This window comes from Vibrio sp. EA2 (assembly GCF_033042495.1).
Lineage (GTDB): Bacteria > Pseudomonadota > Gammaproteobacteria > Enterobacterales > Vibrionaceae > Vibrio.
The window spans coordinates 393,012-405,862 of sequence record NZ_JAWLID010000004.1 but is presented as its reverse complement, the minus strand read 5'-3'; the positions used below and the strand labels follow the sequence as shown (position 1 = coordinate 405,862).

General features: G+C 44.0%; 13 protein-coding genes. 12 read left to right on the top strand and 1 reads right to left on the bottom strand.

The genetic code is table 11. The annotated features are described in order from the left end of the window. The first annotated feature begins 11 nt into the window (after positions 1-11). The 11 genes from RXX31_RS12735 to RXX31_RS12685 all read left to right on the top strand — a co-directional run bounded on the left by RXX31_RS12735 (position 12) and on the right by RXX31_RS12685 (position 10,954). Positions 12-2,192 carry a polysaccharide biosynthesis tyrosine autokinase gene (locus RXX31_RS12735; RefSeq protein ID WP_317589800.1) on the top strand — a complete coding sequence of 727 codons (2,181 nt, stop codon included), beginning with the start codon at positions 12-14 and terminating at the stop codon, positions 2,190-2,192. Then, the gene (locus RXX31_RS12730) at positions 2,170-2,988 is read left to right on the top strand and encodes a putative capsular polysaccharide synthesis family protein (RefSeq protein WP_317589798.1); all 819 of its coding nucleotides are present in this window, start codon (positions 2,170-2,172) and stop codon (positions 2,986-2,988) included. The genes RXX31_RS12735 and RXX31_RS12730 overlap by 23 nt, the downstream gene beginning before the upstream one ends. Beyond that, a complete protein-coding gene (locus tag RXX31_RS12725) occupies positions 2,989-4,035 on the top strand; it encodes a glycosyltransferase (protein WP_317589796.1) in 1,047 nt (348 codons plus the stop codon). Continuing rightward, positions 4,013-5,251 carry an O-antigen ligase family protein gene (locus tag RXX31_RS12720; protein ID WP_317589823.1) on the top strand — a complete coding sequence of 413 codons (1,239 nt, stop codon included), beginning with the start codon at positions 4,013-4,015 and terminating at the stop codon, positions 5,249-5,251. The genes RXX31_RS12725 and RXX31_RS12720 overlap by 23 nt, the downstream gene beginning before the upstream one ends. Beyond that, positions 5,248-6,081 (top strand): putative capsular polysaccharide synthesis family protein, encoded by an 834-nt coding sequence (locus tag RXX31_RS12715; protein WP_317589794.1) that lies wholly within the window; start codon positions 5,248-5,250, stop codon positions 6,079-6,081. The genes RXX31_RS12720 and RXX31_RS12715 overlap by 4 nt, the downstream gene beginning before the upstream one ends. Further along, a complete protein-coding gene (locus RXX31_RS12710; protein WP_317589792.1) occupies positions 6,078-7,109 on the top strand; it encodes a glycosyltransferase in 1,032 nt (343 codons plus the stop codon). The genes RXX31_RS12715 and RXX31_RS12710 overlap by 4 nt, the downstream gene beginning before the upstream one ends. A 9-nt stretch (positions 7,110-7,118) precedes the next feature. Further along, complete coding sequence (locus RXX31_RS12705) at positions 7,119-8,426, top strand: oligosaccharide flippase family protein (RefSeq protein ID WP_317589790.1); 1,308 nt, start codon at positions 7,119-7,121, stop codon at positions 8,424-8,426. A 2-nt stretch (positions 8,427-8,428) separates the two neighbouring features. Next, positions 8,429-8,818, top strand: coding sequence for a VanZ family protein (locus tag RXX31_RS12700; protein ID WP_317589788.1), 390 nt, complete (start codon positions 8,429-8,431; stop codon positions 8,816-8,818). Positions 8,819-8,929: 111 nt separating this feature from the next. Continuing rightward, a complete protein-coding gene (yqfB, locus tag RXX31_RS12695) occupies positions 8,930-9,256 on the top strand; it encodes a N(4)-acetylcytidine aminohydrolase (protein WP_317589787.1) in 327 nt (108 codons plus the stop codon). A 31-nt stretch (positions 9,257-9,287) separates the two neighbouring features. Next, positions 9,288-10,322: an NADP-dependent oxidoreductase gene (locus RXX31_RS12690; RefSeq protein WP_317589786.1), complete on the top strand. Its 1,035-nt coding sequence runs from the start codon at positions 9,288-9,290 to the stop codon at positions 10,320-10,322. 14 nt (positions 10,323-10,336) lie between these two features. Continuing rightward, on the top strand, positions 10,337-10,954 hold the full coding sequence (locus tag RXX31_RS12685; RefSeq protein ID WP_317589785.1) for a glutathione S-transferase family protein: 618 nt from the start codon (positions 10,337-10,339) through the stop codon (positions 10,952-10,954). Positions 10,955-11,125: 171 nt separating this feature from the next. Here RXX31_RS12685 and RXX31_RS12680 read toward each other — a convergent pair whose 3' ends face one another. Beyond that, on the bottom strand, positions 11,126-12,004 hold the full coding sequence (locus RXX31_RS12680) for an NAD(P)-dependent oxidoreductase (protein ID WP_317589784.1): 879 nt from the start codon (positions 12,002-12,004) through the stop codon (positions 11,126-11,128). A gap of 195 nt (positions 12,005-12,199) precedes the next feature. Here RXX31_RS12680 and RXX31_RS12675 point away from each other — a divergent pair, with 195 nt between their 5' ends. After that, entirely contained in the window at positions 12,200-12,850 is a 651-nt protein-coding gene (locus RXX31_RS12675) for an HAD family phosphatase (RefSeq protein WP_317589783.1), read from the top strand. The last annotated feature ends 1 nt before the right edge of the window (position 12,851 follow it).

The following is a 12,851-nucleotide window of genomic DNA, read 5'->3' as shown; positions in this document are numbered from 1 at the left end:
CAGGTAATCAAATGAACGGAACTCACCCAAACCACTTCCCGATCAACAAAGTCGAACTGATTCGTTTTGGGCATCACTACAATACGCTGAAAAAGAACTGGTTGAGTATTGCTGCTTTTACCTTGATTTTCTCTTTGGCCTGCACTTGGTATATCTACTCCAAAACTTCGATATACCAAGCAACAGCCACACTTTTGATTCAAGAAGAGCAAAAAAGCGCCTTGTCCATAGAAGAAGTCTATGGTGTAGACACGACCAAGAAAGAGTACTTCCAGACTCAAGTTGCTATTTTACAATCAAACCATATCGCGGATAAGGTTATCCAAAGCTTAAATCTGACTCAGTACCCCGAGTTCACAAGTACAGGTGGGCTAAAACAAGCCATTGATAACATAAAATCAATCCCGCTTGTTCAAGACTTACTGAACGTCGCTCCGAGCCCAACAGAAACAGCCCAGTACTCGGACACTTACTATCGGGCACTGCAAACCTTTAAAGACAAGCTAGAGATTGAGCCGGTCCGCAATACCCAAATGGTTAGAATCAAGTTTCGCTCAGCGGATGCAAAACTTGCAACGCAAATCGCCAATGCCGTGGGACAAGCTTATATCGACGCGAACTTTGAAGCGAAATTGGTCGTCACTCAAAACGCCGCAACCTGGCTGACCAACAACTCGCAAAAGCTAGAAGAACGTTTGAGAGATTCAGAACAGGCACTACAAGCGTTCCTGCTACAAGAGGGGCTCATCGATATCAATGGTATTGATGAAATATATGCCAATGAGTTGGAAGAACTTAATCGTAAACTGAATACTGCCGTCAATAACCGTATTGAAGCACAATCTTTGATTCAGCTTCTCAGACGCAAGTCCTCACAAAGTTTGGATAGCCTTCTGTCTATAGATGAGTTCGCTAACCAGGTACAGATCCGTGATCTGAAACTATCAGAGGCTCAAGCGGAGAAAACTTTATCTGAGTTAGCACAGCGCTACGGGCCAAAGCATGATCGTATGATTCAAGCGAGAGCACAATTAGACTCGATCCAAACCAGAACCCAGCAATTGATCCGCGAGATCTCGTTTAGCAAACAGCAAGACTTATTATCAGCAAAATCTCAGGAAGACATGCTGCGTTCAGAGTTAGAGCGTAAGAAAACAGAGTTCCAGTCATTGGGTTCACAAAAAGCGCGCTATGAACAACTCAAGCGAGAAGTTGAATCCAACAAAGCACTCTACGAAGCCTTCTTGAACCGTGAGAAAGAAACCAGTGCCACCAGCGACTACAAAAATGTCACCGCACGCTTCACTGATAAGGCGATTATCCCTCTGTTTCCAATTGCGCCACAAAGAATGAAGTTGGTTTTCATTGCGATGCTGTTTGGTTTTGCGATTGCCTGTGCGCTCGTCATCATTTTAGAAACTTTGCGTGAAGTAATCAGAACGTCGTCTGATGTTCAGGAAAAGCTGGGCGTAACCTGCCTGGGCACCATCCCTCTGGTTAAAAATCGTCGTTTACGTAAAAGCGGGCTCACCTACACCGCTTACTTAGATAAAGACGAAAAACTATTTAGTGAAGCATGTCGAACCATCAGAACCTCGCTCTTGCTCAAACTGACCAATGCGAAACAGAAGGTTCTGCCGTTCACCTCCGCGATTCCAGAAGAAGGTAAGACCTCAACCAGCATTAACATGGCGGTCTCTTTCTCTACCATGGAAAAAGTCCTGATCATTGATTGTGACCTGCGTAAACCTTCATTGGCAAAAAGATTCGATATTCCTGATTCTGAGCCAGGATTAACCAACATACTTACCATGGATACAGCCGTTAAAGACTGCATTGTCAGGGTGGAAGAAGCGAAACTGGATGTCTTGCCAGCAGGCTTAATCCCACCAAATCCTCAGGAGTTGTTGGCCTCGGCGCGCTTTAAAAAGCTATTGGATTACCTTCAGGAAAAATACGACCGAATCATCATTGACACACCACCACTACTGTCTGTGAGTGATGCACTGATTTTAGGTCAATACGCAAACGGGCTGATCACCGTTATTCGCTCAGAATCAACCAAAGCGAACCTGGTTAATATCGCGTTATCTAAACAGATTCAACATTCCGTACCATCTCTTGGCGTACTTATTACACAGGCAAAATCTAAGGAAGGGGAAGCTCAATATGTCCAGAAATACGCCTACTAAACAAGTGTCTTGGTACCAAACGTTGAAGCGTCAGAAGCAGCCAGTACTGATCTACCAAATGGGCAAGGTAGGCTCAAGTGCTCTGGAAAAGTCAATTGAAGGCTCGATCCATCTGCATGATCTTATGTCTATTGCAGCGTCGAAACAGATATCGCCAGTAAGAGCACAGCTGCACAAACCAAAAACTAACTACGTCAAGCGCTTACTAAAACGTACCATTATGACCAACATGCTAAAACGTAAACAGCAGGTACGTATTATCTCTCTGGTCAGAGAGCCCATTGGTAGGAACATATCCATGCTTTTCCAGTCACTACCATTTTGGGCGGCAGATAAATACCTAAAAGATGACAGCGCGGTACGCTCAGAGCGTCCGCAACTGCTTCATGAGACCTTTGAGGAGCATGTTAATCATCACTACCCTCTTGAGTGGTTTGATAACGAAATCAAAGCACTGACAGGAATCGATGTCTTCATTCACCCTTTTGATCATGAGCTGGGTTATCAAACCTACCAAAAGGGAAACTTCTCCCTGATGGTGATTAGAACCGACAAACTGGATCAATCACAGCAGGCGATCAGTGAATTTTTGCAGCAAGAAATCGAAGTAACTCATGATAATCAATCGGAACACAAGTGGTACTCACCACTTGCAACTGAATTCAAAAATTCATACCAGCTCAAACCAGAATTTGTTGACGAGATGCTTTCTTCAAAGCTTGCGATGCATTTCTTTACGAGCTCAGAAATTGACAACATCAAGAATAAGTACACACAGAAACAGCTTGGTAGATAAATGAAAATACTGCATATAATTAATGACCTATCTAACAACGGGGGAGCTCAACGCTTTCTGGTTGACCTTGTTGTTAAGCATAAACCCCACTACGAAGTAAAAATACTGGTTCTGAATAAAGACAATGACTTCGAGAGCCAGCTAAATGAAAGCGGGGTCAGTTTCTACTACTGGCCTTCCTTGTCGATCAAAGAAAAATGGGCTTTGTTACGCTGGCCCAACTTGATCCACAGCCATTTATTCCCTTCGATATATGTCGCCTTATTAGCAATCGGTAAGAAACGGGTACAAACAGAACACAACACGACAAACAGACGTCGAGACTACCCTGCCTTTAAATTTATGGAATACCTGATGTACCAAAAACATCAGAAAACGATTTGTATCACTAATAAAGTCAGAGAAGAGTTGATCAAATTTTTGCCTAGGTACAAGGATCGCTACGACGTTATCTACAATGGTGTTGACTTAAATCGTTTCTCGAGACAAGCGAAGTCATACAACAGAATGGCACCAGATAGACCGGTTAAGATCGGGATGGCAGGCAGGCTACATGGCTATAAAGACCACCCCACTCTCATACAAGCCATCGCTAAATTACCTGAACACTACCACCTTCATTTAGCGGGTGATGGTGATAAAAAACAACAGCTGCAAGATTTAGCGGAACAATTAAATTGCGCCCACCGCGTGCACTGGCATGGTGTCATCTCTGATGTGCCGAATTTTTTATCTAATCTTGATGTGTATGTTCAATCTTCAATTATTGAAGGCTTTGGGCTGGCCGCCGTGGAGGCGATGGCTGAAGGGTTGCCCGTTTTAGGCTCGAATGTTCCGGGATTAGATGAAGTGATTGGTAATGACTCCTACTTATTTGAACTAGGTAACGCCCAGGAATTAGCCGATAAAATTGAGATCATTTGCAGTAGCCAAGCCCATTATGAAATGGCTACTCACTTTTTTGTCGAACGTTGTCAATCTTTTACTCTGGAGCAATTCAGAGAGAGCTATTACAAGGCTTATGATGAACTCTATGCCAGCAAATAATTACATCCCCTTGCTGGCTGCGGTTACCTTAGCCCTCTTCTTCGCACCAGTGAAAATCCAAGCTGGAGGTATCGCACTTGCACCAAGTGATATCGCCAGTCTTCTTTCACTAGGGTTGAGCGCTCTTGTGGTCATGGAAAGCAAAGCACGCAAGTTACTCCATCCGTGTATCGGGTTTGTGCTGCTGTTTACTGGTTATGTGTTTATTAACGGCTTGCTTAATCGTGTTCCTTTGATGCCGCTCATTACCGAAACCGTTCAGTGGGCAGCCATTCTGAGCCTACTCGGATTATTGTTCGCTTACGGCGCTTTCGATGATGATCGAGTGATGGTGTACTTGTGTTACGTTCTCTTCGTTGTCTGTTGTTTAGTCGCCGCCTGGCACTTTGCTCAAGGTTATCACAATGGGTTTAAACTGCTCGGGGTAAGTAAATATGCCTTTGGCCTGCTTTGCTCAATACTTTATTTGTACCGAGGCAAGATTCGTGCCTTCCATATATTTATGTTGATTGCGCTGGTGTTACTCGTTTTGTCACAAGAGCGAAAAGCCCTACTCGGTTTTTGTTTGCTCTTTCTTTTGGATCAGCTTTTCATTAAAAGTTTGATGAAAAAATCCGTCAGTGAAACATATACGTGGACCATATTACTTACCCTGAGTTTCACGGTGTTGGCTGCGGTGTCCATCACTTTGTATGTGGGCTTCGACACATTAGCCGACCAACTAGAGTTCACCCAAGAAGACATCTTGTTTGCCAATCAAGGCGAAGCGAGGTGGGTATCCAATTTGCACCGAAAACTTCTACTCGCCAATGGATTCGACATTCTCCAACAGCATCCCATTTTAGGAGTAGGAGCCAAAATGTTGCCTAGCTTTATGGTCGATTACTTTAACTATCAAGAGCTGGCGATTTACACCCACAACTTTGTCCTTGATACCGCGATCGAGTACGGGTTGCTGGGTATAGCCCTTTTGTTTGGCGGTTATTTTGGGTTCATCCGATTTTGCTTCCACAGCCTGAACGAGAACAGGAAAAGCCTGCTACTCGCATCGTACGCGCTGATTATGGTCTGCTTCGTCGCGGTCAATACCACGATCATTTTAATCCTGTTACTGCCAGTAATGATTAGCGTGAGGCCCAGCGATGAATCCAGCAACATTCCGTCACATTCGGTAAATAAAGCCACGAATTTTAGTAATCAAGGACTTGATCAATGAAATATTCAATCGCTCGACAATTTGAAAAAAACCGAGAACTTCGGGCTGACAACTTCGTCTTGGTTTACCAGATGGGTAAAGTCGGCTCATCCTCCATTGAGTACACCCTGGGGGAACGTAAAATCCCGAGTTACCACATCCATACCTTTGATGATCATGAAGAATTTCATATGTATCACAACAAACAGGATGTGAAGAAATTCTTTGATTTTAAAAACCGCGCGATTTACCGATTGGTACTCAACCAAAGAAAGCGGATTTTGCAAAAACGCGAACAGATCAAAATCGTCACTTTAGTGCGTGACCCTATCGCTACTGTATTGTCTCGTTTTTTCCAGGATCTGCATTTGCAATTTATCGAAGGTAAAAAAAATGAAGCGATCCACAACGACATGAACGTGACCTATCAGCACCTGGAACACTGCTTCGACAATTACATTAACCTTAACTATTTTGCCGACTGGTTCGACAACGAACTAAAACGTAACTTCAATATTGACGTCATGAGCCAGCAGATAGATAGCACCCAGCCTTTCTTTACCTTCAGCAACAATCAGGCACAAGTGCTTTTAATTAAGTGTGAAAAACTCAGCTCGCTAGACCAAGAGATTGGCCACTTTTTGAATGTCGATAATTTTGAACTAAAGAATAGTAACGAAGCGAAAAACAAGTGGTATTCAAACATCTATCAATACTTTAAGCAGCAGTACGATTTTTCTAAGCTGTTCTACATGTACGACTTGCCGCTTTATCAACATGTTTACTCGGCGCAAGAGCGAGAAGCCTTTAAGTCCAAATGGCAACAAACTCCGGGAACCAAGTCATCATGAAAAAAGTACTTCACATAACAGAGTCTTTTGGTGGTGGCGTTCAAACTGCACTCTACAGTTACGCGCACTCTTCACGTAATGAACCTTATCAGCATTTTCTGGTAGCCAGAGCTCGCGAGAGTGATTTAACCAATGACAGCAACCAAGATGTATTTTCGCGTGTTCAATGGGTGAAAGGCGGGTTACTGCAATTCATCAAAGATGCGAATAAAACAATTGATGAAGTAAAACCAGATATCGTGCACCTACACTCCAGTAAAGCAGGCTTTTTAGGGCGCTTTTTGCAACTCAACAACGCACGATTAGTGTACACGCCACACTGCTACGCATTTGAGCGAGAGGATATTTCCGGCTTGGCTCGCCAACTTTATAAAGTATTAGAAAAAGTGCGATTGAATAAAATCGATGTCGTCGCAGGGTGTAGCCAGCGTGAGTGCGATTTAGCCATCAGCATTGGTGCAAAACGAGCTGAGTTGCTTAATAACTATGTATCTTATAAAACTGAACAGCGTGAAAGACGAGATAAAACAGCCGCTTTAAAACTGGTCATCCTTGGCCGTGTCGCGCCTCAAAAAGATCCGAAATTTCTGATTGATACCCTCTCTCACCTCGATCTTCCCGCACTCCATCGTCAACTGGATATCACTTGGATTGGTGGTGGCGATCATGACCTTGAGCAGCAGTTAAAAGCCAAAGGCGTTCACGTCACTGGCATGCTTCCGCGTGATGAAGTGGTTAAGCAGTTAAAAGCATCAGATATTTATTTACACACTGCCGCTTGGGAAGGGATGCCGTTAACCATCCTTGAGGCCGCGAAGCTTCATCTTCCAATGGTTATTCGTCTGATTGGTGCAACGAAAGACTTGAACTATCCCTTCTTGGCACAAACGCCAGAGGAAATGGCAAAACAGCTTACTCACTGTATCAACCACTATCACGATATTGATTTTGGCCAATACACCACTGAATTGAATCACACGTTTAGTGAAGAAAAGCAGCGCCTCGCACTAAACAGCATCTACCGTTAGAGAAATTACATGTTTCAAGCGTTTCAACAAAAAAGACTGCCAGCCCCCAGCGAACAAAAAAGTTTGCTCTCGCTTGGTTTAAAAACCGCGCTCACCAGAGTGTTCAGCGCACTGTTTGCGTTTCTTCTCACGGTCATGGTATCTCGAACCACAGATGCGTCTACCGCTGGTCAGTTTTTCTTCTTATTTAACCTGGCCTCACTCACTGCGATTATTTCTCAGTTGGGCTTTGACGTTGCATTGGTGAGATATAACGCCATTGCATTCAGTAACAACGATACTCAACAACAAAGTGATAATTACAAAACAGCACTGTCCCGTAGTTTTGCATTTTGCCTACCTGCCGGGCTGCTGCTTTGCTCCGGGTTTTATCTATTTCCACACACCGTCAATCAGACTGGTGCGCCAATAATCGCAATCGTACTTGCCTTACTCTGCGTTCCTTTTTTGGTGCTTGGGCAAACCAATAGCCGAGTATTGCAAGCGAGTAAGAACGTGGTCTCATCCCTATTTGCTCTGCAACTAGGCGTAAGTATGCTGATGGTGTTATTTATTGCTACGTTAGCTCAGCTTGGTGTGCAAAACCTCAACTATTTAATGACGGCTTTGCTACTCGCCTGCATCATTGTTGCAGTCACATCGACGATAAACTGGGTGAGATCGGGGCAATTTCGCAAACCAACGTCAACGCCTAATCGCCAGCTGGCAGCTTCAGCCAAGCAAGTCTGGATTGGCAGCATATTTAACAACATGCTTCAGTGGGGAAGTTTGGTTATCGCTGGTTTCTTCATTTCCGCTTCAGAGATTGGTTTATTAGCCGCAGCACAGCGGACCTCACTATTGATCGGCTTTGTGCTCATCACGATTAATTTTGTCGTCGCTCCGATGTTTGCGTCGCTTTATAAAGAAGGTGAGATGAACAAATTACGTCATTTGAGTCGAATGGCGTGCCGGATGAACATTGCTGCCGCGTTAATTCCAGTATCAATTTGTACGTTGTTTCCAGTATTTGTACTCGGATTCTTCGGCGAAGAGTTTATTGCTGCCGCTCCGCTTCTAATCGTACTCTCTCTCGGTCAGTTAGTTAACGTTGCTACAGGCTCTGTGGGATATCTGCTTTTGATGAGCGGGCATGAACGAACCATGAAATACATTACCATCGGCTCTGGAACCATCTCCATTTTGCTATTGATCGCTTTATGCTACAGCTATGGCGTCATAGGCGCAGCTTGGGCAATGGCAATTGGTATGGCGATACAAAATCTAGCTGCACTCTACTTTGTTAAACGTTATTTAGGCTTCTTTCCAGTGGGTTAATGATGTCATCAATAATTGCGCGTATAACTTTAGGCCTGGTGTCTCTATTAACCGTTACTCTTTCGCTGTGGAAAAGTTCTGCTTTGAGTCATGCGACCTATCTCCATATGGAGCACTATGTCGGTGGCTCAACGACGCTCCATTTTACGTTCAGTTTGTTAATTGGTTTTTTTGCGGTCTTTGCATTCCCTCGATCTTCCAGTCCAAACAAAACAGATATTTTCGGTATTCGTCTTTTGCTATGTCTGCTACTGGTAATTTCTCTGGAGGAGTTTAGCCAGCTTTTTATTACCAACCGTACATTTAGCATTGCGGATCTCAGTACCAACTGGAGCGGCATGTTACTTGGTTACTTCGCCGCTAAGGCATGGCAAATGATCCGAAATCACTAAGCTGTCGGCTTCAACCGAGGATTAATAAGCGACAGCACAGATTAGGCATCTCGAGGTTATTGAGCTATCGCTATATAATGCAGTCAAATAACCTTGAGAAGCGAGCGCAACATGTCATCTCATCCAACAACGATTACCTTTTTTGAATTTCTCACTCCTTTGATCACATCGGGCAAAAAAACCATCACGATACGAGATAAGTCAGAAAGTCACTACATCCCAAATACCAAAGTGGAAGTCTTTACTTTAGAGACTAACCGCAAGGTATGTGACATCAAGATCCTATCGGTAAATCCACTTAACTTTGATGAAATTAACGAGTTCCATGCTGAACAAGAAGCCATGGAGCTAGCAAAATTAAAGCAGCTGATTAGCGATATTTATCCTAATACTGATACTCTTTTCGTTATTGAATACGAGTTGATCAAAACAAACTAGACGACCAGTCTAATTTAAAGTGAGGAATAACATGACAGACGCACTCAATCGCAGAATAGTACTTGCATCACGTCCACACGGTGCACCAACAACGGAAAACTTTAGACTGGAAGAAGTGGAGAAACCAGTACCACAAGATGGTGAAATGTTGTTGAGAACCGTTTACTTATCACTAGACCCGTATATGCGTGGTCGCATGAGTGATGCAAAATCTTACGCCGAACCAGTTGCCATTGATGACGTAATGGTTGCAGGTACCGTATGTCAGGTTGAAGTATCAAACCACCCAGATTACGAGGCAGGTGAATGGGTACTCGCTTATACTGTGGGTTGGCAAGACTACGCGATTTCAACCGGCGAAATGGTTATTAAACTGGGTAAAAATCCACAAAACCCTTCGTATGCATTAGGCGTAGCTGGTATGCCAGGCTTCACTGCCTACATGGGACTACTTGATATCGGTCAGCCTAAAACAGGTGAGACGGTTGTCGTTGCTTCGGCAACTGGGCCTGTGGGTTCGACGGTAGGGCAAATTGCTAAGCTGAAAGGCTGTCGCGTTGTCGGTATTGCCGGTAGTGACGAAAAATGTCGCTATGCAAAAGAAGAACTTGGCTTCGATGAGTGTATTGATCATAAAGCCGACGATTTCGCGCAACAATTGGAAAATGCATGTGACAATGGCATCGATGTCTACTTCGAAAACGTAGGCGGCAAGGTATTCGATGCGGTACTTCCGCTGCTTAATACAAACGCCCGTATTCCTGTATGTGGTTTGATTTCTCAATACAATGCGACCGAGCTTCCACAAGGCACAGACCACCTGCCACTGCTGATGGTTAACATTCTGACAAAGAGAATCAAAGTTCAAGGATTCATCATTTTTGATGACTACGGACACCGTTACGATGAATTTGCGCAAGACATGAACCAGTGGTTGTCAGAAGGAAAGATCCAATACCGTGAACAACTCGTACAAGGCCTGGAAAATGCACCTGATGCGTTCATCGGTCTGCTCGAAGGAAAAAACTTCGGCAAAGTTGTTGTACAGGTAAACAACCCTCTGTAAATATAGGATAAAGAATGATTAAACTTCACCATCTCAATCAGTCTCGCTCGAAACGCATTATCTGGTTACTCGAAGAGCTCAATGTGGACTATGAAGTCGTACCGTATATACGTGACAAAGTGACTTTTTTGGCTCCTCCAGAGCTTAAAAGTGTACATCCACTAGGCAAGTCACCAGTTCTGGAAGATGAAGGTGAAATCATCATTGAATCAGGCGCAATTACAGAATATCTGATTGAAAAATACGGCGATGGTCAACTGGCTCCAGAACGCGGAACGAAAGCCCATACACAGTATTTACAGTGGATGCACTTTGCTGAGAGCTCTGCGATATTACCAATATTGCTGAAACTCTTCGTAAGCAAAGAACCCGCTCAAACAGAGTTCTTATCAGGTTACGCTGATAAAGAAACCATGAGTGTGTTGAGTTACTTAGAGCAAACTTTGGAAGCGAAAACTTATCTGGTCGAAGAACGCTTGACTGGTGCAGACATCATGATGTCTTTCATCGTGGAATTGGTACATAAGTTTGGCATGAGCAAACATTTCCCTAATATTGAACGTTACGGGAATCAACTTGCCACTCACACCGCTTTCTCTAAAGCAGAGCAAATCGAAGGTAAATACGCTTAAATATGTCCCTTCGGTGTAATAAGTTCACCGAAGGGCTTATAGCCAACTATGCTCGACATTCTTGGTCCAGAGAGAACAATTTTCCGCACATTAGCGGTGTTCCCTGGACCAATTTTTCATCATTAACTTCGATTACTTTAAGCTATTCGATAATCAAGAGTTGTCTATCTACTACTGATTTTTAGCCACGGCTTTAATCAGCACAGAGGTATCCATACGCCCAAGACCGTCAACTTGCAGGTCGGCGTATTGTTCATCAACCATTTTGGTTAACGGAAGCTGCAAACCTACACGCTCTGCTTCTTTAAGGCAGAAGCCAAGATCTTTGCGCATCCAGTCAATTGCGAAGCCAAAGTCGAATTTATCTTGCGCCATGGTCGTGGCACGGTTTTCCATCTGCCATGAACCAGCGGCGCCATGCTTGAGTGTTTCAACCACTTGTTCAATGTCTAAACCCGATTTTTGAGCCAATAGCAGTGCTTCACTCAAGCCCTGTAGTACGCCAGTAATGCAAATTTGATTGACCATTTTACAGCGCTGACCCTGACCATTCTCACCCAATAACGTGATCTGTTTTGCGTATACATCCATCACTGGAGCAACCTGCTCAAAGATATTTGCCTCGCCGCCACACATGATAGTTAGGACACCATTTTCAGCGCCAGCTTGGCCACCGGAGACCGGGGCGTCGATGAAATGATTACCAACTTTGGTGCAAGCGTCTGCCAGCTCAATCGCCAATTCTGCAGAAGTGGTTGTATGGTCGACAAATACAGCACCTGCTTTTAAACCAACCAGCAGACCTTCTTCACCATAAACAACACTGCGAACGTCGTCATCATTACCGACACAGGTAAATACAATGTCACACCCTTCAGCCGCTTCAGCCGGTGTTTCACAGGCAACGCCGTTATACTCTTCCGCCCACTTATCCGCTTTCGCTTTTGTGCGGTTGTACACTTTCGTCTCAAATCCCGCTTTACTTAAATAGCCAGCCATTGGGTAGCCCATCACACCCAAACCAATAAATGCTACACGTAGTTTTTCCATTGCCTGCTTCCCTAATCAACTGAGTTTTGATGTTTTATAGTATGCTACTAAAGATTTCTGATTATTACTCGCAATTTATCTCTATGTTTTATACGTAAATAAGTGAAGTTCTGGATTCGATGACCATTTAAATGGGCAAGAAATAAAATGTGACTTATGTCAGAATAACCTATCACTCAACAACCTAGTAAAGTAATGAATTACCAAGCTGCTATTTTTGATATGGACGGTTTGCTGCTTGATACCGAGCGCGTCTGTATGCGTGTATTCCAAGAAGCCTGTGAAGTGCAAAAACTACCGTTTTACGATGAGGTATATCTATCAATCATTGGTCGTAACGCGGCGGGTATTGAAGCTATTTTCCGCAAAGCGTATGGAAATGACCTGGATAGATTACATCAGGAATGGCGAACTCGTTACAACGCAGTGGTCAAACATCAGGCTATTCCTGTAAAAGAAGGCGTAGTTGAACTACTCGAATGGTTGAAAGCGCAAAGCTTGCCTATCGCGGTAGCAACGTCAACAGCGAAAGATGTCGCTAAGATTAAGCTTCAATTGGCTGGATTAAGCAAATATTTCGATAACCTGACGACAGGCTGTGAAGTTAACAATGGTAAGCCTGATCCGGAAATCTACTTACTCGCCGCCAACAGACTGAATGTTGAACCGACTAAGTGCCTGGCTTTTGAAGACTCAAACAATGGTGTGCGTGCCGCTGTCGCCGCTAATATGTCGACTTACCAGATCCCCGATTTAGTCGAGCCATGCGACGAAGTACGCCAATTCGGCCACTCTATCGTGCCTTCACTACATGAAGTACTGAGAGAATTAAAGCAAACGCGTTAAC

Bases quoted from the DNA above. Each gene is read 5' to 3' on its own strand.
- RXX31_RS12735 (WP_317589800.1), top strand. From the start codon at position 12: ATGAACGGAACTCACCCAAACCACTTCCCGATCAACAAAGTCGAACTG.
- RXX31_RS12730 (WP_317589798.1), top strand. From the start codon at position 2,170: ATGTCCAGAAATACGCCTACTAAACAAGTGTCTTGGTACCAAACGTTG.
- RXX31_RS12725 (WP_317589796.1), top strand. From the start codon at position 2,989: ATGAAAATACTGCATATAATTAATGACCTATCTAACAACGGGGGAGCT.
- RXX31_RS12720 (WP_317589823.1), top strand. From the start codon at position 4,013: ATGAACTCTATGCCAGCAAATAATTACATCCCCTTGCTGGCTGCGGTT.
- RXX31_RS12715 (WP_317589794.1), top strand. From the start codon at position 5,248: ATGAAATATTCAATCGCTCGACAATTTGAAAAAAACCGAGAACTTCGG.
- RXX31_RS12710 (WP_317589792.1), top strand. From the start codon at position 6,078: ATGAAAAAAGTACTTCACATAACAGAGTCTTTTGGTGGTGGCGTTCAA.
- RXX31_RS12705 (WP_317589790.1), top strand. From the start codon at position 7,119: ATGTTTCAAGCGTTTCAACAAAAAAGACTGCCAGCCCCCAGCGAACAA.
- RXX31_RS12700 (WP_317589788.1), top strand. From the start codon at position 8,429: ATGTCATCAATAATTGCGCGTATAACTTTAGGCCTGGTGTCTCTATTA.
- yqfB (WP_317589787.1), top strand. From the start codon at position 8,930: ATGTCATCTCATCCAACAACGATTACCTTTTTTGAATTTCTCACTCCT.
- RXX31_RS12690 (WP_317589786.1), top strand. From the start codon at position 9,288: ATGACAGACGCACTCAATCGCAGAATAGTACTTGCATCACGTCCACAC.
- RXX31_RS12685 (WP_317589785.1), top strand. From the start codon at position 10,337: ATGATTAAACTTCACCATCTCAATCAGTCTCGCTCGAAACGCATTATC.
- RXX31_RS12680 (WP_317589784.1), bottom strand. From the start codon at position 12,004: ATGGAAAAACTACGTGTAGCATTTATTGGTTTGGGTGTGATGGGCTAC.
- RXX31_RS12675 (WP_317589783.1), top strand. From the start codon at position 12,200: ATGAATTACCAAGCTGCTATTTTTGATATGGACGGTTTGCTGCTTGAT.